This is a genomic window from Streptomyces cinerochromogenes (genome assembly GCF_014648635.1).
In the GTDB taxonomy this organism is placed as follows: domain Bacteria; phylum Actinomycetota; class Actinomycetes; order Streptomycetales; family Streptomycetaceae; genus Streptomyces; species Streptomyces cinerochromogenes.
The window spans coordinates 333,881-351,980 of the sequence record NZ_BMRM01000004.1 but is presented as its reverse complement, the minus strand read 5'-3'; the positions used below and the strand labels follow the sequence as shown (position 1 = coordinate 351,980).

At 71.7% G+C, this 18,100-nt stretch carries 16 protein-coding genes; 4 read left to right on the top strand and 12 right to left on the bottom strand.

Annotated elements, in window-relative coordinates:
• Nucleotides 1-16: 16 nt before the first annotated feature.
• The 9 genes from IEZ20_RS10640 to IEZ20_RS10600 form a co-directional block, all read right to left on the bottom strand.
• The gene (locus IEZ20_RS10640; RefSeq protein WP_229896006.1) at nucleotides 17-775 is read right to left on the bottom strand and encodes a TetR/AcrR family transcriptional regulator; all 759 of its coding nucleotides are present in this window, start codon (nucleotides 773-775) and stop codon (nucleotides 17-19) included.
• A 37-nt stretch (nucleotides 776-812) separates the two neighbouring features.
• Complete coding sequence (locus IEZ20_RS10635; protein WP_229896005.1) at nucleotides 813-2,219, bottom strand: MFS transporter; 1,407 nt, start codon at nucleotides 2,217-2,219, stop codon at nucleotides 813-815.
• 70 nt (nucleotides 2,220-2,289) lie between these two features.
• Nucleotides 2,290-4,479: an ArnT family glycosyltransferase gene (locus IEZ20_RS10630; protein ID WP_189296825.1), complete on the bottom strand. Its 2,190-nt coding sequence runs from the start codon at nucleotides 4,477-4,479 to the stop codon at nucleotides 2,290-2,292.
• On the bottom strand, nucleotides 4,476-5,924 hold the full coding sequence (locus IEZ20_RS10625) for a bifunctional glycosyltransferase family 2/GtrA family protein (RefSeq protein ID WP_189296823.1): 1,449 nt from the start codon (nucleotides 5,922-5,924) through the stop codon (nucleotides 4,476-4,478). Before IEZ20_RS10625 ends, IEZ20_RS10630 begins: the two co-directional genes overlap by 4 nt.
• Nucleotides 5,925-5,938: 14 nt before the next feature.
• Nucleotides 5,939-7,591: a sensor histidine kinase gene (locus IEZ20_RS10620; RefSeq protein ID WP_189296821.1), complete on the bottom strand. Its 1,653-nt coding sequence runs from the start codon at nucleotides 7,589-7,591 to the stop codon at nucleotides 5,939-5,941.
• On the bottom strand, nucleotides 7,588-8,328 hold the full coding sequence (locus IEZ20_RS10615; protein ID WP_305809402.1) for a response regulator transcription factor: 741 nt from the start codon (nucleotides 8,326-8,328) through the stop codon (nucleotides 7,588-7,590). The genes IEZ20_RS10620 and IEZ20_RS10615 overlap by 4 nt, the downstream gene beginning before the upstream one ends.
• 93 nt (nucleotides 8,329-8,421) lie before the next feature.
• On the bottom strand, nucleotides 8,422-9,297 hold the full coding sequence (locus IEZ20_RS10610; RefSeq protein ID WP_189296820.1) for a DUF2797 domain-containing protein: 876 nt from the start codon (nucleotides 9,295-9,297) through the stop codon (nucleotides 8,422-8,424).
• A 126-nt stretch (nucleotides 9,298-9,423) separates the two neighbouring features.
• Nucleotides 9,424-10,281 (bottom strand): BRO-N domain-containing protein, encoded by an 858-nt coding sequence (locus tag IEZ20_RS10605; protein WP_229896014.1) that lies wholly within the window; start codon nucleotides 10,279-10,281, stop codon nucleotides 9,424-9,426.
• A gap of 216 nt (nucleotides 10,282-10,497) precedes the next feature.
• On the bottom strand, nucleotides 10,498-10,863 hold the full coding sequence (locus IEZ20_RS10600; RefSeq protein ID WP_189296816.1) for an HGxxPAAW family protein: 366 nt from the start codon (nucleotides 10,861-10,863) through the stop codon (nucleotides 10,498-10,500).
• Between the two features lie 87 nt (nucleotides 10,864-10,950).
• Between IEZ20_RS10600 and IEZ20_RS10595 the strand changes: the two genes are divergently transcribed.
• A complete protein-coding gene (locus tag IEZ20_RS10595; protein ID WP_189296814.1) occupies nucleotides 10,951-11,442 on the top strand; it encodes a MarR family winged helix-turn-helix transcriptional regulator in 492 nt (163 codons plus the stop codon).
• Nucleotides 11,443-11,515: 73 nt separating this feature from the next.
• Here the strand turns inward: IEZ20_RS10595 and IEZ20_RS10590 are convergent, their stop codons facing one another.
• Nucleotides 11,516-12,193 carry a GAP family protein gene (locus IEZ20_RS10590; RefSeq protein ID WP_189296812.1) on the bottom strand — a complete coding sequence of 226 codons (678 nt, stop codon included), beginning with the start codon at nucleotides 12,191-12,193 and terminating at the stop codon, nucleotides 11,516-11,518.
• Nucleotides 12,194-12,595: 402 nt separating this feature from the next.
• On the opposite strand from IEZ20_RS10590, the gene IEZ20_RS10585 reads away from it, so the two are divergent.
• From IEZ20_RS10585 to IEZ20_RS10575, 3 genes are all read left to right on the top strand, one after another.
• On the top strand, nucleotides 12,596-13,186 hold the full coding sequence (locus IEZ20_RS10585) for a hypothetical protein (protein WP_189296810.1): 591 nt from the start codon (nucleotides 12,596-12,598) through the stop codon (nucleotides 13,184-13,186).
• A gap of 152 nt (nucleotides 13,187-13,338) precedes the next feature.
• Nucleotides 13,339-14,691 carry a Dyp-type peroxidase gene (locus IEZ20_RS10580; protein ID WP_189296808.1) on the top strand — a complete coding sequence of 451 codons (1,353 nt, stop codon included), beginning with the start codon at nucleotides 13,339-13,341 and terminating at the stop codon, nucleotides 14,689-14,691.
• A gap of 52 nt (nucleotides 14,692-14,743) precedes the next feature.
• Entirely contained in the window at nucleotides 14,744-15,874 is a 1,131-nt protein-coding gene (locus IEZ20_RS10575; RefSeq protein WP_189296806.1) for a catalase family protein, read from the top strand.
• 106 nt (nucleotides 15,875-15,980) lie between these two features.
• Here the strand turns inward: IEZ20_RS10575 and IEZ20_RS10570 are convergent, their stop codons facing one another.
• Both IEZ20_RS10570 and IEZ20_RS10565 read right to left on the bottom strand, forming a co-directional pair.
• Nucleotides 15,981-17,156, bottom strand: a complete 1,176-nt coding sequence (locus IEZ20_RS10570; RefSeq protein ID WP_189296804.1) for a zinc-dependent alcohol dehydrogenase — start codon at nucleotides 17,154-17,156, stop codon at nucleotides 15,981-15,983.
• A complete protein-coding gene (locus IEZ20_RS10565) occupies nucleotides 17,153-18,091 on the bottom strand; it encodes an SRPBCC family protein (protein WP_189296803.1) in 939 nt (312 codons plus the stop codon). Before IEZ20_RS10565 ends, IEZ20_RS10570 begins: the two co-directional genes overlap by 4 nt.
• Between the last annotated feature and the right edge of the window lie 9 nt (nucleotides 18,092-18,100).

Genomic DNA, 18,100 nt, shown 5'->3' with positions numbered 1-18,100 from the left:
GGTGGCGGGACGGTGGTCAGCCGCGGGCGACCATCGCCTCGATCCCGGCGACCAGCAGGTCCAGGGCGAAGGCGAAGTCGCGGTCCAGCATCTCGGCCACCGTGTCACCGCCGCGCGCCGCCATCAGGTCCTTGGACTCCTTCATGACCTCACCGGACCCCGGCACCTCGTCCACGACGGCCATGGCCTGCTCGAAGTACTCGTCGGGGCTCAGCCCGGTGTCCGCGATCCGGGCGAAGAAGTGCCCCTCGATCGTCCCGAAGCCGTAGACGAACTGGAAGACGGCCGAGATCGCCCCGGTCACCCCGTGCGCGGGCAGCCCCGCCCGGCGGACGACCCGCTGGACCACCCGGGAGAACGCGAGCGCGTTCGGGCCGATGTTGAGGAAGCGGCCGGCCAGCGGGGACAGCCACGGGTGCCGGAACAGCAGCTGCCGGTACTCCGTGGCCAGCGTCCTCAGCTGCTCCCGCCAGTCCTCGTCCGCGTTCTCCGGGTCGGGCAGCCGCAGCTCGGCGAAGGCCGCGTCCAGGGCGAGTTCGAGCAGGTCGTCCTTGGTGTCGACGTACCAGTACAGGGACATCGCGGTGACGTTCAGCTCGGCCGCCAGCCGCCGCATGGAGAACTTGGCGAGCCCGTCGGCGTCCAGCAGCCGCACCGACGCCTCGGTGATCCGTTCCCGGTCCAGCCCGGACGGCTGCCCGCTGCGACCCCCGCGGCGGGGCCTGCCCTCCCGCCACACGCTGTCCCGCGCCGACCGGCCTGCCTGCTTCGTCACCGGCGCACCTTTCTCGATACCGGCCACCGTCCCCACCTTAGAGCTGTCCGACGGACACCCTCTCCGCCCGCCGCAACAGCCCCGCCGCCACGAACCCGCCCAGCAGCACCGCGACGGCCCCGACCAGTTGCCCGGTGCCCAGCCCGGCGGAGAACGACTCCCCCGACGCCACGGAAGAGCTGAGCACGGCCCCCAGGACGGCGACACCGAGCCCGTTCCCGAACTCCGCCAGCGTGCCGTTGATCCCGGCCCCGACACCGGCCTTCTCCGGAGGGATCGCGCTCATGATGGCGTGCGCCATCGCCGGGTTCGCCACCGCGCACCCGGCGCCGATCAGCAGCAGCCCGAGCAGCGTCCCCGCGTAGCCGCCCTTGTCCACCTCCGCGATGGACACCAGGCCACCGGCCATGCACACCATCCCCAGCGCGATCGACACCGGCGTGCCCAGCCGCGTCGACCACTTCGCCGACAGCCCGCTGAAGTTGAGCACGACCACCGTCAGCGCCAGCGGAGCGGTCCGCAGCCCGGCCTCCAACGGCTCGTAGCCGAGCACGAACTGGAGGTGCTGCGTCAGCAGGAACAGCGCGCCGCCCATGCCGAACACGATGAGCACGGCCCCGGCGACCGCACCCGTGAAGCGCCGGTCCCGGAAGAAGTGCATGTCGAGCATCGGCACGTCGACCCTGCTCTCCCACCAGGCGAAGGCGCCCAGCACGAGCACCGCGACGGCCGCTGTGCCCAGCACCCGCCCCGACGTCCAGCCGTGCCCCGGCCCGGAGATGATCGCGTAGACGAGCGAGGCCATGCCGATGGTGGACAGCACCGCGCCCGGCAGGTCCGGCCGGTCGCCGCGCGGGTTCTTCGACTCGGGGACGAGGACGACCACCGCGACCAGGGCCAGCACCGCGACCGGCAGGTTGATCAGGAAGATCGCGCCCCACCAGAAGTGGTCGAGCACGAAACCGCCGATCAGCGGGCCGCCGGCGAAGCCGAGCGCGTTGACCGCGCTCCAGATGCCGATCGCCTTCGGCTGCTCCTCGGGGGAGAAGATCTGCATCGCCACGGCCAGCGTGGTGGTCATCAGCAGGGCGCCGCCGATGCCCATGCCGGCCCGCGCGGCGATGAGCTGGCCGGTGCTGCCGGCGAGTCCGGCCACCAGCGACCCCGCACCGAACAGGGCGAGCCCGGCGCTCAGCATCTTCTTGCGGCCGTAGCGGTCCGCGGCGCTGCCCGCGCTGAGCAGCAGGCCGGACTGGACCAGGGAGTACGCGTTGATCATCCACTGGATGTCGGAGGTCTTCGCGTGCAGCTCGCGGGTGAGCGAGGGGATGGCCACGTTCAGGACGGTGTTGTCGAGCACGACGGTGAGTTGTGCGAGACAGATGACGCCGAGGATCAGCCAGCGTTGGGGGTGGCCTTGGCGGGCGGGAGCGGGTGTGGACATGCCGTACACCGTATAGCGGCTGCTATACGGTGTACAACACACTTTCCGGCCAGGCCCTCCGGACGGGGGCTCAGGCCTTCCGCGTGAGGTCGTAGAAGGTCGCCGACCCCACCGTCACCTTCTTGAAGGTGCTCTGCACCCACGAGCTGATCGCGGAGGCGGTCCCGCTGTCGCCGCCGCCCATGCCGCCGCCGGCGATGAAGTAGTGGATCTTCCCTTCCTCGACGTACTTCTTGAACCGGGCGAGCGTCGGGGAGGGGTCGGTGCCGTTGAAGCCGCCGATCGCCATGACCGGTTCACCCGTGGCGAGCTGGTAGCCGGCCGCGTTCTGGGAGCCGACGGACGCGGCGGCCCAGGTGTACTTCCCGGCGTCCCGCTCCAGCAGCCTCTTCGCCTCGGACGACACGCTCGCCCCGTTCAGCAGGCCGCCGACGCCACCGGCGCCACCGCCCCTGCCGCCCTCGCCCACACGACCACCACCCGGGAACCCGAAGCCGTTGCCGTTCTGCCGGCCCTGTCCGCCGTTCCGCTGACCGTTCTGCCCCGGCATGCCGCCCCCGAAGCCACCGGCACCCGGGAAACCGTCGCCCTGCGGACTCTGCCCGCCCTGCTGACCCTGCTGCCCCTGCTGCCCCTGCTGCCCCTGCCGGCCCTGCTGCCCGGGCGTCGCGCCGCCGAAGCCGCCCCGCATACCGCCACCGCCGCCGGGACCACCGCCCCGGCCGCCCATCACGCTCGCGCCCGCCGGGCCGGCCGTGACGATCGAGCCGGTGTGGCCCTCCTGAAGGGTGCTCAGGGTGTACGCCGTCGGTCCGGCCAGCGCGGCCACGAGACCGGCGGCCGCCGCCCCGAGGGCCGGCCGCCGGGTGAGCCGGCCGGCGAAGACCAGGCCGAGCGCGGCGGTCAGCCCGCCGACCAGCACCGGCCACTTCAGCCACGGGAGGTAGTCCGGGGTGCGGTTGAGGAGGACGTACCCCCAGGCCGCCGCCGCGACCACGGACGCGGCGAGGGCGATCGACGCCCACGGCGCCCGCCGCCGCTCCCACAGCAGACCGGCGCCCATGCCGACGACGGCGGCGAGGTAGGGGGCGAGGGCCACCGTGTAGTACTGGTGGAAGATGCCCGCCATGTAGCTGAAGACCACCATGGTCGTCAGCAGCGAGCCGCCCCAGACCAGGAACGAGGCCCGGGTGACGGACGTCCTGCGCAGCCTGCGGGTGGCCACCAGGCCGGCGGCGAGCAGGATCAGGGCGGAGGGCAGGAGCCACGAGATCTGGCCGCCGACCTCGGAGTTGAACATCCGGTCCCAGCCGGTCTCACCCCACATGCCGGTGCCGCCCCCGCCGCCACCGCCGCCCACGCTGCCGGTCTCCTCGCCGTTGAGCCGGCCGAGACCGTTGTAGCCGAAGGTCAGCTCCAGGAAGCTGTTGTTCTGCGAACCGCCGATGTACGGGCGGGACGAGGCCGGCCACAGCTCGACGACCGCCACCCACCAGCCGCCGGAGACCACCAGCGCGAGCGTCGCCGCGGCCAGCTGCCCGAACCGCTTCCTCAACGGGACGGGGGCGCACACCGCGTACACGACCGCCAGCGGCGGCAGGATCAGGAACGCCTGGAGCGTCTTGGCGAGGAACGCGAAACCGATCGCGACCCCGGCCCACACCAGCCACTTCGTACGGCCGTCCTCCACCGCGCGGACGACCAGGTAGCAGGCCGCGGACATCAGCAGCGCCAGCATGGCGTCCGGGTTGTTGAACCGGAACATCAGCGCCGCGACCGGGGTGAGCGCGAGCACCGCACCCGCGATCAGACCGGCCACCGGGCTGAACCGGCGGCGCACGGCCGCGTACACGACGGCGACGGTCGCCACGCCCATCAGCACCTCGGGCGCCAGGATCGCCCAGGAGCGGAGACCGAAGATCCGCACCGACAGCTCCATCGGCCACAGCGAGGCCGGGGGCTTGTCGACGGTGATGGCGTTGCCCGCGTCCAGCGAACCGAAGAAGAACGCCTTCCAGGACGTGCTGCCCGCCTGGACGGCCGCCGAGTAGAAGGAGTTGGCGTAGCCGGAGGCGCTCAGGTCGTACAGGTACAGCAGGAGGGTGGCGGCCAGCAGGCCGAGGAGGGCCGGGCGGGCCCAGCGGGGGTCCTCGGGCCGGCCGCGCCACAGACGGCGCGGGAACGGCTGCCGGGGCCGGCCGGCCCCGGGGGCCCGTGAGGGTGCGGCCGGGGGCGGTCCCCAGACGGTCGTACTGGTCATCGGGCGTCCTCCGGGTCGGTGTCGTCAGGGCGTACCGGCTGCAACCGCACGGTCGCGTCACCGGCACCCCACCGGCCGCCGTTCTCGTGCGACCGCTGGTACGGCACCGGGCGCTGCGACAGCGGTGCGTACGGGTCCGGCGTGCGGTGCGCCGGGCCGGCCGGGGTGTGCGCGGCAGCCGTGCAGGGGGCGGCGGGGGCGGCCTCCCTGCGGTCCGGGAAGACCCAGGCGCGGAAGAGCAGGAACCGCAGCACGGTGGCCGCGAGGTTGGCCGCGATGAGCACCGCCAGCTCGGTCGAGTGCGCCGGGCTGTCGGTGGCCGCGCCCAGGGCGGCGAGGGAACCGCTGGTCAGCGCCAGGCCGATCCCGAAGACGACCAGGCCCTGCGCCTGGTGCCGTACCGCGCCGCCCCGGCCGCGCACGCCGAAGGTGAGCCGGCGGTTGGCGGCCGTGTTGGCGACGGCCGAGACCAGCAGCGCCGGCGCGTTGGCGAGCTGGGAGCCGCAGAACTGCCGGAAGACGCTGTACAGCAGCAGGTAGAACAGCGTGGACAGGACGCCGACCACGCAGAAACCGACCAGCTGGCGGGCCAGCCCCTTGGGCACGTCGGTCAGTTCGCGGTCGCGCGGGTCGTCACCGAAGGGCCGGGTCAGCCGGTCCAGCGGCAGCGAACCGGTGGCCAGGGCCCTGCCGACCCGCCACACGCCCCTGAGGTCGTCGGTGGCCGTCTTCACGAGGTGCACGGTGGAGTCCGGATCGTCGACCCAGTCGACCGGCACCTCGTGGATCCGCAGCCCCGCCCGCTCGGCCAGCACCAGCATCTCGGTGTCGAAGAACCAGCCGGTGTCCTCCACCAGCGGCAGCAGCACCTGCGCCACATCGCGCCGGATCGCCTTGAACCCGCACTGCGCGTCCGAGAAGCGGGCCTGGAGCGAACCGCGCAGGATCAGGTTGTAGGCCCGGCTGATGAACTCCCGCTTCGGGCCGCGTACGACCCGGGAGGCGCGGGTGAGCCGGGAGCCGATCGCCAGGTCGGAGTGACCGGAGATGAGCGGCGCCACCAGCGGCAGCAGGGCGTTGAGGTCGGTGGACAGGTCCACGTCCATGTAGGCGAGGATCGGCGCCTCGGACGCGGACCACACGGTCCGCAGGGCCCGCCCCCGGCCCTTCTGTTCCAGGCGGAAGCTGGTGACCTCGGGGATCTCCGCCTCCAGCCGCGCCGCCACCAGCGGGGTGGTGTCCGTGGACGCGTTGTCCGCGATGGTGATGCGGAACGCGTACGGGAAGGTGCGCGCGAGGTGCTCGTGCAGTCTGCGGACGCACGGCTGGAGGTCCTCCTCCTCGTTGTAGACGGGGACCACTACGTCCAGGACAGGCGTTCCGGCGTCTCCGGCCGGGAGGTGCTCCCGCGCCGGCAGGGTGCCGGGAGAAGAGTCGGTTCGCATGGCACCGACTTTCGTCAGGCGCCCTGTCGCACCCATGTGGTGGCACTGTGCTGTGCCTGTGAGTGCGACTGCCAGTCCATCGCGGGCTCCGGCCGGGGAACGGCCGGGCCGAGCGCGGGCAGGTGCACGGTGAACACCGTCCGCCCCGGCACGCTGTCCACGGTCACCGCACCGCCGTGCGCGGCGGCCACGGCCTGCACGATGGCGAGCCCGAGCCCCGTCGACCCGGTGGCCCGGGACCGCGCGGAGTCCCCGCGCGCGAACCGCTCGAAGACGTGCGGCAGCAGCTCCGCCGGGATGCCCGGCCCGTTGTCCTCCACGTCGACGCACATCCACGGGCCGCGCCGCTGCACCCGCGCGGTGACGGTCGTACCGGGCGGGGTGTGCTTGCGGGCGTTGCCCAGCAGGTTGACCAGCACCTGCTGGATCCGGGCCGCGTCCGCCGAGACCAGGGCCGGTTCGTCGGGCAGGTCGAGCCGCCAGGTGTGGTCCATGCCGGCCGCACGGGAGTCGCTGACCGTGTCCACGACCAGGGGGACCAGGTCGGTGTGCTCGAACTGGAGCGGGCGCCCGGCGTCGAGCCTGGCGAGCAGCAGCAGGTCCTCGACCAGCAGGGTCATCCGTCCCGCCTCGGACTCGATCCGGCCGAGCGCGTGCCGGGTGTCGGGTCCGACCTGCTCCCGTCCGCGCCGGGTGAGTTCCGCGTACCCGCGGATGGAGGCGAGCGGCGTGCGCAGCTCGTGGCTGGCGTCGGCGACGAACTGCCGGACCCGTGTCTCGCTCTGCTGCCGGGCGTGCAGGGCGCCGTGGACGTGGTCCAGCATGCGGTTGAGCGCGGCGCCGACCCGGCCGACCTCGGTGTGCGGATCGCACTCCGCCTCCGGGACCCGCTCGCTCAGCCGCACCTCGCCGGTGTGCAGCGGCAGCTCGGAGACCCGGGTCGCGGTGGCGGCGACCCTGCGCAGCGGGCGGGTGGCCACGCCGACGAGTACGGAGCCGGCGACGGCGGCGGCGACGAGACCGGCGGCGGTGACACTGACCTCGACCAGGATCAGGGTGTTGATGTTGTCGTCGGTGTCCCGGGTGGGCAGCCCGACGTAGAAGGCGTCGCTGCTGTCCCGGCTCGCCTTGTACATCACGAGGTAGTCCCCGAGCCCGGGGAGCTCCACGGTGTGCGCCTCGCCGTCCTTGGGCACCGTGTCGAGCGCCGTCTGCTGCGCGGTGTTCAGGCTGTCGGCCCGGGACCGCTTGAAGAAGCCGTTGTCGTCGTTCTGCTGCCGGGCGACGGCCGCGCTGGTGATCGAGGTGTTCCGCACGTAGGCGGCGACGGCGCCGAACGGGGTCGGCCCCTTCGTCAGCAGGCTCTCCACCTTGCTGCTCGGGGTGGTGGTGCCGGGCAGCAAGGGCGCGCCCGGGCTCCCCGCGCCGCCCGGCTCCTGCATGTGGCCGACCGCGCGCATGGCGATCTCCGTGACCTTGCCCTCCAACTGGTCGTAGAGATGCGTGCGCAGCGCCAGCGTGGTCACCGTGCCGATCACCGCGCACACCACGGCGATCAGCGTCACCGACGCGACGACGAGCCGGGTCCGCAGGGTGCACGGCTGCCGTACCCGTCGCTTCTGCCGCTGCTGCCGTCGCTGCGGATCCGGCCGTCGCCGCCCGCTCATGACACGGCGGGCTTGATCAGGTAACCGGCCCCACGGCGGGTGTGGATCATCGGCTCCCGCCCGGCGTCGATCTTCCGCCGCAGGTAGGAGATGTACAGCTCCACGACGTTGGCCTGCCCGCCGAAGTCGTACGACCACACGCGGTCCAGGATCTGCGCCTTGCTCAGCACCCGCCGGGGGTTGCGCATGAGGAAGCGCAGCAGCTCGAACTCGGTGGCGGTGAGGTGGATGGACTCCCCGGCCCGGGACACCTCGTGGCTGTCCTCGTCCAGGGTCAGGTCGCCGACGACCAGCACGGAGTCGGACCGCCGGTCGGCCGCCCCGGACCTGCGGATCAGCCCGCGCAGCCGCGCCACGACCTCCTCCAGGCTGAACGGCTTGGTGACGTAGTCGTCTCCACCGGCGGTGAGCCCGGCGATACGGTCCTCCACCGCGTCCTTGGCGGTGAGGAACAGGACCGGCACGTCCGGCAGTTCGCGCCGCAGCCGGCCGAGGACGGTCAGCCCGTCCATGTCCGGCAGCATCATGTCGAGCACGACGGCGTCCGGCCGGAACTCACGGGCCGCCTGGACGGCTCCCTGCCCGTCCCCCGCGCTCCTGATCTGCCAGCCCTCGTAGCGAAGGGCCATGCTCAGCAGTTCGGTGATCGACAGCTCGTCGTCCACCACAAGCACTCGGACGGGGCTCCCGTCCGGCCTCAGCAGTTCGGTGCGCCCCTGGGGCGAGGTCGTGGTCATGGTGGACACCATGTCGGCGTCCTCTGAGAAGACGCTTTCCACAGTCTGTGATTTCCCTGAGAAACACACAGGCGCCTCCCAGGCGGCACCCCGTCAGAACAAACCGTCCGGCCGCCTCCTCAACTCCCTTACGGGAAAGGTGCATCCATCGGTCGCCGGCCCCGCCGCCACCAGCTCCCAGCCGGTCATCAGCCGGGTGTCCAGCACGACGGCCCCGCGCCCGCCGACCGCCAGATGCAGATCCGGCCCGGCGACGGCGAGCAGCTCACCGGCGACACCCCCGCCCGGAACGAGCTCCGCCACCTCACCGAACGCCGCGGGCCCGCCGCCGATCCCGAAATCCCTTACGTGGTCGACGACTCGGCAGGGCTCCGGCCGCAGGGACTCCGGCCACCCGGTGAGGGCGACGGCCCTGGCGTGCAGGTCCCGCACCTCGGCGGCGCGCTCCTCCGCCGTCGCGGGCAGCGCCGACCGCACCGCGCGCTTCTCGGCGTACGGAATCCGGTCCGGCACCCGCAGCGCGGCCCGCAGCAGCTCCTCGGTGCGCCGCGCGGCCATCAGCGGACCGGTGCCGAGCCAGCTGAAACAGACGGCGCCCTGCTCCAGCAGCCGGGCCGGCCCGCGCTCCCGGGCGGTGATCCCGACCTTCACCATCCCCGGACCGAACCACGCCAGATACACCCGGTACGGGCGTGGATCGTCGGCGAGCGTGTCGGCGGCCACGGAATGCGCCCGGTCCAGCCGCGCGCACTCCTCGCACCGGGCCCCCGTACTCCTGCCCGGCACGACCGCCCGCACCGCACACGCGTTCCCCCGCGCCCCCACGCAGCCGCGCACACCCCCCTCCGGCACGGCGAAGGCGACCCGCTTCCCCCGGGGCAGCGCACTGCGCCGCCCGCCGTCCCACTCCAGCACCGGGCCGCCCTCGGCCGGCCAGCGCAGCCCGGAGCACTTCCACACCTCAGCCATCACTCGTGAGGGTAGAGCGTGGGTCTGACAGCGGCCGGGGCGGCGGAGGCGGGTGTACGGTGACGGAAGGCCCGAAGCCGCAACCTTGTTTTGCGACTTCGGGCCTTCCTGCTGTCCCTGCCGGGCCTACGCGAGCACGAACACCGGCACGCCGCCCGCCCCGACTCCCGTCTGCCGCACGCAGCCCCGCTTGATCAGCATGCGCACGCAGTCATGGACCCGGTCGAGCGTGAGCCCCGTGCGGTCCGCGACCTCCTCCATCCGGCAGTGCACCGGCCCGCGCACCAGCGCCGGGGCGAGATACGCCGCCACGGCGTGCACGTCGTCGGTGACGACGAGGTTCTTCGCCCGCCAGGTCGCGAGGAGTTGCCGGGGGGTCATCGAGGGCTGCGCGGTGCCCGGCGGCTGCAGCCGGTCGGCGATGAGATCGAGCGCGTCGGCGATCCGGCCGAGCACGTCGTGCACACCGCCGACGCGTTCGGTCAGGCTTCCCAGACGGTCGTCGATGCGGCCGAGGCGGTCACCGGTCCGGCCGAGCAACTCGTTCGTCCGGCGCATCTGCTCGATCCGCTCGGCCTGCGCGACCACCAGTTCCTCGTCCGCCCGGATGTTCCGCTCCTCCAGCCGCACGATCGCGTCGGCGACCTCCCGGGGCATGAGGTAGGCGGTGGTGCCGTCCCGGGCGGGTTGCACGGGGGCGGGGTCGAGGCTGTAGGAACCGTCGCGCTGGACGGTCTCGATGACCTCGCTCACCCATGCCTTGAAGGGGGCGCACTCTGGCTTGGTGCAGCCGTTGACGAGCTGGATGAGTCCCTTGAGGTTCACCATCTTCATCGAGCGTTGAAGCCTGTGACCTGCCAGTTTGCGCAAGGTGTCGGCTGTACCGACGCCTTGTGAAATCTCACCGAGGCTCTTTTGCAAACTCCGGTCCACGTGCGACTTGAGAGCGTCACGCGTGTTTGAGTAGCCCAGCCGTGCCGCCACGTCCGCCGCCGGAAACCAGTGCTCCCCGTCCGGCAGCGTCAGCCTCCGCACCCGCGCCCCCGTGGCCGCGAACACGAAGTCGTTGATGTCGATCGCGTCCTGCCCGCGCCCCGTCGGCCGTTCCGGCGGGGTGTCGTTCCGCTCGTTCACCGAGCATCACCTCCACACCGGAAGCTAGGGTCGGCGAGAACCAACTGCCGTTCGAAAAAAGCTCGTTCACTCGATAGGGGACAGAGGGATCGATTCGGCAGGAATCGTCTCCGCCGCCGGGGCCGGCACCCCGGCCCGCCGCTCCCGCCCCGCGAGCCGGCAGCTGACGCATCCCGCGTGGCCCTCCCGGGCCTGCGGATCACGGACCCGCATCCCCCACTGCCCGCGCGGCCGCACCCCGGGCGGCTTGCCCCAGCCGGCCAGATGGAGGGTCCAGGTGACCAGAACGCTCACCGCGGTGACGGCCAGCCCGCCGGCGGCCAGCGGCAACGAGGCCGCGCACACCCCCCATCCGATCACGGCGCTGCCCACGGCCGCGATGCCGAAGCCGGTCCAGCCGGCGATCGTGTGACCCTCGTCGTACAGACTCATGGAGCCGCCTCCAGGGACGAAACCAGTTCTCTTACGGGCTAAGAAGTTACATCGCCGAATATCTCACGAGCTAAGGGATTACGAAAGATGCACGGCACGCCGCGCCCGCCCGCCACCCCGGCCCAGGCGCTGTCGGCGATGGACCACCTCATCGCCGCCCACCTCATCGGACAGCAGGAGCTGGCCCGGCGGCTGGGACTGACCGTCACCGACCTGACCTGTTTCGGCTTCGTGCTAGAGGCCGGCGACGACCTGCTGACGGCGGGCGACCTCGCGGCCCGCGCCCACGTCACCACGGGCGCGGTGACCGGCGTCCTCAACCGCCTGGAACGCGCCGGCTACGTCACCCGCCGCCCCGACCCCACGGACCGCCGCCGGGTCCGCGTGGCCGCCGTACCGGACGCCGTCACCCGCGTCGAGGCGGTGTACGCGGGTCACTACAAGCGCCTGACGGCCCTGTTCACCGACTTCTCCGCGGAGGAACTGGCGATCATCACCGACTGGTTCACCCGCGCCACGGACCTGGCCCACGAGTACCTGGAGAAGCTGAACCGGAACGACCCGGACGAGGAGTGCTGAACCCGCTCCGTGTGCCACCGCTGCGCCGGCGTGGAGGCGCGGTGCCGGGCAGGGCCCGTCGGGAGGTGCGGATTCAGGAGGTGAGGATGGAGACGCCGTCCCCGAGCAGTTTCAGCCCGAGGACGAAGAACAGGACGGCCATCACGGCGACGTTGTGCTGAGCTGCCCAGTCCTTCCAGTTTCCGAGCGTGGTCCTCGCCCGTTCTCCGCCGAGGAGGAAGACGCCGAGCGGGACCAGCAGGCCGAGCGTGGCGATCACCACGAAGACCGCCAGTGCTGCGATCTGCTGCCCGACCGGAAGACCGGCCGAACCGATGGCGGCCCCGGCGGCGATGGTCAGCGGGGCGTTCTTGGCGTTGAGCGCGGCCAGGGCCGTTCCGAGTCCGAAGACCCTGACCGGCGTGAGGCGGTCGATCGCGCCCATCCACTTCGGCAGCTTCGCCTGCGAGGGATCCCTGGGGCGCCGCCGCCACTGCCGGGCGCCGAAGAAGAGAAGGGCCAGGCCGAGAGCGAGTTTGAGGGCCCCCACCCAGGTGGCCGGGTGCTTGTGCGCGGAGGCACCCGCCGGGGAGGCGATCGCCAGCATCACGGCACCCAGTGCCGAGAGTCCGAGGATCCAGCCGACGGTGAAGAGGATTCCGTTGAGACGGCCCCGGGGCGTGGCGAGGACGAGGATGACGGCGATGACCGGAAGCGGGCTGACCGCGACACCGGCCGCGAAACCCAGCACGTCACCCAGAACTGCGCCCATGGTTGCCTCCTCCAGCTGGGGTCGGGGTGGCGGTCCCGTTGAGCAGTGGTCCGGCGGGGGAGGCGAGTGCCCCGGCCGCCTGCCCTGCGCGAGGGGCTCGGGTGCGGAAGGTTGCGCCACGACTTCACAGCCGCGCGGAGACGGCGGCCCGAGAAGAGGCCGGCGCCGTGCTCGGCACGCACGGCCCCGTCCCATCTTCCTGCGCCCGGCTCGGTCTGTCCTCGCGAACTCCGCGGGACACGGACGGCGGCATCGGCCTGCCTCCCCCTGTGGCGCGCTCCCCAGCGGCGCCGGGATGCGGGTCGGCCCGTGCGTGGTGAGGATGGACGGGTGAGGGCGAGCGCGCCCTGGGTTTCGGGTGCGTGGTGACCCTCACCCCGATCCGCGGCAGGGAGTCACACGATGACTGCAACGGCACAAGCGAACCAGTCGGCTCACCCCGAGCGCCCGGGCAGGTCGGACGGGGTCTGCAGCGAGTTCACCGTGTTCACCGAGATCAAGCCCGGCCATGCGGACGCGTTGCGCAAGGACCTCGCCGACATGGCCGACGCCGCGGATGACGAGCGGGTCCATGCGGCGGTGCGCCAGATCGGCACCCTGCATGACGCACGGCACGTGATCTTCGACAACGACACCCGGTTCATGTTCGCCAGCGTCTTCGACGGCTCGTGGGACGCGTACATCGACGACTTCGCCAAGACGGTGGTCGGGGAGCGTTTCGAGAAGGTCTTCTCGCACAGCGTGGGGTTCCCCGGCGTCAAGGATCCCGGGGCGAAGGACTGGTTCGTCGCCCACCAGGCGCCCGCGGATGTCTTCGTCAGCGCCTACCCCGACCTGACCGTGCAGCAGATCTACAAGGACCACCGCGTGGAGGAGGCGTTCGAAGAGGTTCTGGACACCCCCGAGTTCCGCGCGGCTCTGGAGAACCCGGCCAACGCGGAGCTGGTGAACACACCCGCCTTCCAGAAACTGCTGGAAGAGGCCTCGGCCTAGCCCCCGGACACAGCCGCCCCGCGGAACCGGCCCCATGCCGGTGCACCGCGACGGCGGACGTACCCCGGCCTCTGCGGGACCGGCCGGACACGAACCGATGCGGAGGCCCGCACGAACACGAGCACGGCAGACATGCGGAGGCCCACACGAACATGAGCACAGCAGACAGCGGCAGCGCGGCCGGCGTGCGCGTCGAGATCGAGGACGTCCAGAGCGGGGCACTGCGCCCGCGCCCCGTTCCCTACGAGGGACAGTTCATCTTCCTGCGCGTCGACGACCGCCACGCCGGGCGTGCCCTGCTGCGGCGGCTGCTCCCCCTGACCTCGGGCGGCCTGCCGAGCGTGGACCGGAGCCGGGACGCCTGGGTGGCCGTGGCGTTCACCCATCAGGGACTGAGGGCCCTGGGCGTGCCCCAGGAGTCGCTGGACAGTTTTCCGCAGGCGTTCCGCGAGGGCATGGCCGCTCGGGCGGAACTGATCGGTGACGTGGGCGAGAACGCCCCTGCCCACTGGGAGGCACCGTTCGGGTCGGGCGATGTCCACATCGCGTTGAGCGCCCTCGCCTCGGACGCGGGCCGGCTCAACCGTGAACTGGGGCGGGCCCAGGCCGCCTACCGGGGAACCCCCGGCGTCCAGGTGATCTGGGAACAGGACGTCCACCAGCTTCCGACCGGACGCACCACCTTCGGCTTCCGGGACGGCATCAGCCATCCGAACATCGAGGGTGTCGGACTGCCCGGCTCCAATCCGCAGGAGGCCCCCATCAAGGCGGGCGAGTTCATCCTCGGCTATCCGGACGAGACCGGCAATCTGCCGCCCATGCCGAGCCCTGACGTGCTGGGACGCAACGGAACCTACGTCGCCGTCCGCAAGGTCCACACGAACGTGGCGGCGTGGCGCCGGTACCTGCGCGACAACAGTTCCAGCGCCGAGGAGGAAGCACTCCTGGCGGCCAAAATGGTCGGACGCTGGCCGAGCGGCGCGCCGCTGACGCTGACGCCGGAGCACGACGACCCGGAGCTCGCCGCGGACCCGGACCGCGTCAACAACTTCCTGTACCGGGAGCACGACGACCGCGGCCTGCGGTGCCCCGCCGGCGCACACATCCGCCGGAACAACCCCCGTGATGCCACCATCATCGGCAACGCACGGATGCACCGGATCATCCGCCGCGGCACCACCTACGGGCCGCCGCTGCCCGAGGGCGTGCTGGAGGACGACGGCGCCGATCGGGGCCTGGTGGGTGTCTTCATCGGAGCACATATCGAACGACAGTTCGAGTTCATCAAGTCCGAGTGGGTCAACGACGGCAACTTCATCGGATACCCCGGCGAGCAGGACCCGGTGGCCGGCCACCACGGCGGAACCGGCAGCGTCACCATTCCCGGCAAGCCGGTCCGGCGCCGCCTGCGGAACCTGCCCAGCTTCGTGGTCACCCGCGGCGGCGAGTACTGCTTCGTACCGGGGCTGCGTGCCCTGCGCTGGCTCGCCGAACTGGAGGACTGAGGGGAACCCCGTCCCGAAGGCCGGTCTCGCTGTCCGAGGAGAGGTCGAAGTCATGGCAGCACAGTTCGTCCCCTACACGCCTGACGTCGAGGTGCAGGATCCGGACTTCGACCGGCACGTGCAGACGGTGATCGAGAGGACCGAGAGGTACATCGCCGAGTCCGTCCGGGCCGGTGGCACGGGACGGGCCCTGCGCGACGCCCACGCCAAGGGATACGGACTGGTCCGCGGGGAGGTGGAAATCCTGGACGGGCTGCCCCCCGAGTACGCCCAGGGCATCTACGCGACGCCGGGGACCCACGACGCACTCATCCGCTTCTCCAACGGCTCGCCGCACGCCGGAGCCGACGCTCGACTGGGCGCCGCCACCGGACTGGCGCTGAAGATGTTCGACATCCCCGGCCCGACCCTGCTGGAAGACGAACCGGACACGGGCACCTTCGACTACGCCAACATCAACGGGCCGGTCTTCTTCTGCAACACGGTCGAGCACTACCTCTTCATCCAGGAACTGTTCCTGGACGCGCCGTCCTACTTCTCCCAGGGCCGGCGCGGCGCGCACCGCTTCTACACGGAGTTCGTGACCGGCAAGGCGACGCTGGACCAGGACGACTGGGCATGGGACGAGTTCCTGGCCTTCCTCCGCCTGTCGAAGACCCCTCCGCTGAACGTGCTCCTGTCGACCTACTGGACGATGGGCGCGGTCCGGCACGGCGACTACATCGCCAAGGTGCGCATCACGCCCGACCGCGACTGTGCCGCCGCGGTGGTCCGGCGCGTCATCGACCCCTCCTCCGCGCGGGAGGTCTTCCGGCCGGCCCTCCAGGCCGAGCTGCAGGAGCGGCCCTACGCCTTCGACATCCAGGTCCAGCTCTGCACCGACCTGGAACGCATGCCGGTGGAGGACACCACCGTGGAGTGGCCCGAGCGGCTGTCGCCGTCCGTCACCGTGGCCAGGCTGCGGCTCCCGCAGCAGGACATCTCCGGCCCGGAGAACCTGGCGACGATGGACTCACTGTCCTTCACCCCCTGGAGGGTCACCGCCGAGCACGCCCCCCTCGGCAACATCATGCGGGCCCGCAAAGAGGTCTACCGTCACTCCTCCATCGCACGCCACAAGCTCAACCAGCAGGCACGAGCAGAGCCGCGCAGCGCCGACGAGGTACTCGGCCCGGCTCCCTGACACGCCACACCGAACGCGGCCCGTGCCCACCGCCCGTGCCCACCGATTCCCATCGCCCCGTACGCCTCACCCCGTACGCCCTCGAAACGAGCAAGGCGCGGGCCCCTCACGGCTTGAGGACGACCTTCTCGCAGTGGTCCTTCTTGTTCTTGAACAGGTCGTAGCCGGTCGGCGCCTCGGTCAGGGGCAGCCGGTGGGTGATGATCCGGGTGGGGTCGATCTTGCCCTGCTCGATCAGGCCCAGCAGCGGCTTCATGTACGTGTGCACGTGGCACTGCCCGGTGCGCAGGGTCAGGGACCTGTTCATCCAGGCACCCGCCGGGAACTTGTCGATCAGTCCGCCGTAGACGCCGATGACCGACACCACGCCGCCGCTGCGGCAGGACAGGATGGCCTGGCGCAGGGCGTGTGGCCGGTCGGTCTCGGAGCGGACCGCCTGCTTGGCGCGGTCGTAGAGGTGGACGTGGGAGGCGCCGTGGGTGGCCTCCATCCCGACCGCGTCGATGCACTTGTCGGGGCCCCGGCCGCCGGTGAGTTCGAGCAGGGCGGACCGTACGTCGGTGTCCTCGAAGTCGATGGTGGTGTAGCCCTGGGCGGCGGCCATGTCGAGCCGGTAGGTCTCCTTGTCGATCGCGATGACCTTCTCCGCACCCAGGACGCGGGCGCTGTCCATGGCGAACTGGCCGACCGGACCGGCGCCCCAGACGGCGACGACGTCACCTTCCTGGATGTCGCACATGTCGGCGCCCATGTACCCGGTCGGCAGGATGTCGGACAGGAACAGCACCTGCTCGTCGGTGAGGTCCGACTCGATCTTCAGGGCGTTGGCGTCGGCGAGCACCACACGGGCGTACTCGGCCTGGCCGCCGGCGAAGCCGCCGGTGAGGTGGGAGTAGCCGTAGATGCCGGCAGTGGGGTGACCGAAGAACTTCTCCGAGATGCCGGCGTTGGGGTTGGTGTTCTCGCAGCACGAGTACAGCTCCGCGCGGCAGGACGCGCAGGCGCCGCAGGCGATGGGGAAGGGCACGACGACCCGGTCCCCGACACGCAGTCGGCCGTCGGTGATGCCGGGGCCGACCTCGACGACCTCTCCCATGAACTCGTGGCCCATGATGTCGCCCTTTTGCATGGTGGGGACGTAGCCGTCGAGCAGATGGAGGTCGGAGCCGCAGATCGCCGTCGAGGTGATCTTCACGATGGCGTCGCGGCTGTTCAGGATCGAGGGTTCGGGGACGTCCTGCACCTCGACCGAGTTGCGTCCCGTCCAGCAGTTCGCCTTCATGCCAGGGCCTCCTTCAGTTCGTCCTCGGTCAGCGGCCGGGCCGGGTGCTGCGGGAACTCGCCGCGGGCCCGCTTGCCGCCGGGGGCGCCCTCGGAGCGGACGACCTCGCCGGTCTCCGCGATCTGCTTGAAGCGGCGCAGGTCGTCGTCCAGCTGCTGGTGCGGTTCCTCGCCGAAGTAGCGCGCCGCGGCCTTGCCCAGCGCCCCGCCGGGCAGGTCGTAGCGGAGGGTCACCCGGATCTCCGTGCCCCGGCCGCCGGGGGCGGGGACGAAGTGGACCTCGCCGGAGTTGTCGATGTCGGCGCCGTCCACCGACCGCCAGGCGATCAGCCGGCCGGCGACTTCCTCCGTGGTCTCGGCGTCCCATTCGACCGCCTTGCCGAACGGCGCGCCGGCCCGCCAGTGACTGGTGCGCGGGCCGGTGACGCGCACCTCCTCCAGGTGCGCCATGAAGTCCGGCAGTCGCTCCAGGTCCCTCCAGAGGGCGTAGACCTCGTCCGGGGGCCGGCTGACGGTGGTGGTCGCGGTCAGTTCCATGGGGGTGCTCCTACGGGTGCGGGTCACGGCCGCGTAGACGTCCGTGGCCGTGAGGGCGGTGACCGCGGCGGTCGCGGCAACGGTGCGGCCGAGGCCGCGGCCGTTGTGGTTCTTCAGGGCCCGGGTCAGCATCGTCAGGTCCATGAGGTCGCCGCCGACGCGGCCCCAGAGCCAGGCGGGGTGCGGCCGCCCCAGCAGCCCGGTCGCCGCCGCCAGCTCGCGCACCCCGACGGCGGTCGTGGCCGAGCGGTGCCGGAAGGCGTCGCCCACGCCCAGGGCCCGGGCGAAGCCCGCCGGGGCGACGACCTGCGGCACGCCCAGGAGCGCGCTGGCCCAGCCGAGGCCCCGGACGAGCGGATCGTGCTGGAGGCGGGAGGTGGAACGGGGGTCTGTCTTCATGAGTGCTCC

What these genes read in the sequence shown, in the direction of transcription:
- IEZ20_RS10600 (WP_189296816.1), bottom strand. Translation starts at nt 10,863, where the DNA reads ATGAGTCTGTACGACGAGGGTCACACGATCGCCGGCTGGACCGGCTTC.
- IEZ20_RS10585 (WP_189296810.1), top strand. Translation starts at nt 12,596, where the DNA reads ATGACTGCAACGGCACAAGCGAACCAGTCGGCTCACCCCGAGCGCCCG.
- IEZ20_RS10570 (WP_189296804.1), bottom strand. Translation starts at nt 17,156, where the DNA reads ATGAAGGCGAACTGCTGGACGGGACGCAACTCGGTCGAGGTGCAGGAC.
- IEZ20_RS10575 (WP_189296806.1), top strand. Translation starts at nt 14,744, where the DNA reads ATGGCAGCACAGTTCGTCCCCTACACGCCTGACGTCGAGGTGCAGGAT.
- IEZ20_RS10615 (WP_305809402.1), bottom strand. Translation starts at nt 8,328, where the DNA reads ATGACCACGACCTCGCCCCAGGGGCGCACCGAACTGCTGAGGCCGGAC.
- IEZ20_RS10620 (WP_189296821.1), bottom strand. Translation starts at nt 7,591, where the DNA reads ATGAGCGGGCGGCGACGGCCGGATCCGCAGCGACGGCAGCAGCGGCAG.
- IEZ20_RS10610 (WP_189296820.1), bottom strand. Translation starts at nt 9,297, where the DNA reads ATGGCTGAGGTGTGGAAGTGCTCCGGGCTGCGCTGGCCGGCCGAGGGC.
- IEZ20_RS10625 (WP_189296823.1), bottom strand. Translation starts at nt 5,924, where the DNA reads ATGCGAACCGACTCTTCTCCCGGCACCCTGCCGGCGCGGGAGCACCTC.
- IEZ20_RS10630 (WP_189296825.1), bottom strand. Translation starts at nt 4,479, where the DNA reads ATGACCAGTACGACCGTCTGGGGACCGCCCCCGGCCGCACCCTCACGG.
- IEZ20_RS10565 (WP_189296803.1), bottom strand. Translation starts at nt 18,091, where the DNA reads ATGAAGACAGACCCCCGTTCCACCTCCCGCCTCCAGCACGATCCGCTC.
- IEZ20_RS10635 (WP_229896005.1), bottom strand. Translation starts at nt 2,219, where the DNA reads ATGTCCACACCCGCTCCCGCCCGCCAAGGCCACCCCCAACGCTGGCTG.
- IEZ20_RS10590 (WP_189296812.1), bottom strand. Translation starts at nt 12,193, where the DNA reads ATGGGCGCAGTTCTGGGTGACGTGCTGGGTTTCGCGGCCGGTGTCGCG.
- IEZ20_RS10595 (WP_189296814.1), top strand. Translation starts at nt 10,951, where the DNA reads ATGCACGGCACGCCGCGCCCGCCCGCCACCCCGGCCCAGGCGCTGTCG.
- IEZ20_RS10580 (WP_189296808.1), top strand. Translation starts at nt 13,339, where the DNA reads ATGAGCACAGCAGACAGCGGCAGCGCGGCCGGCGTGCGCGTCGAGATC.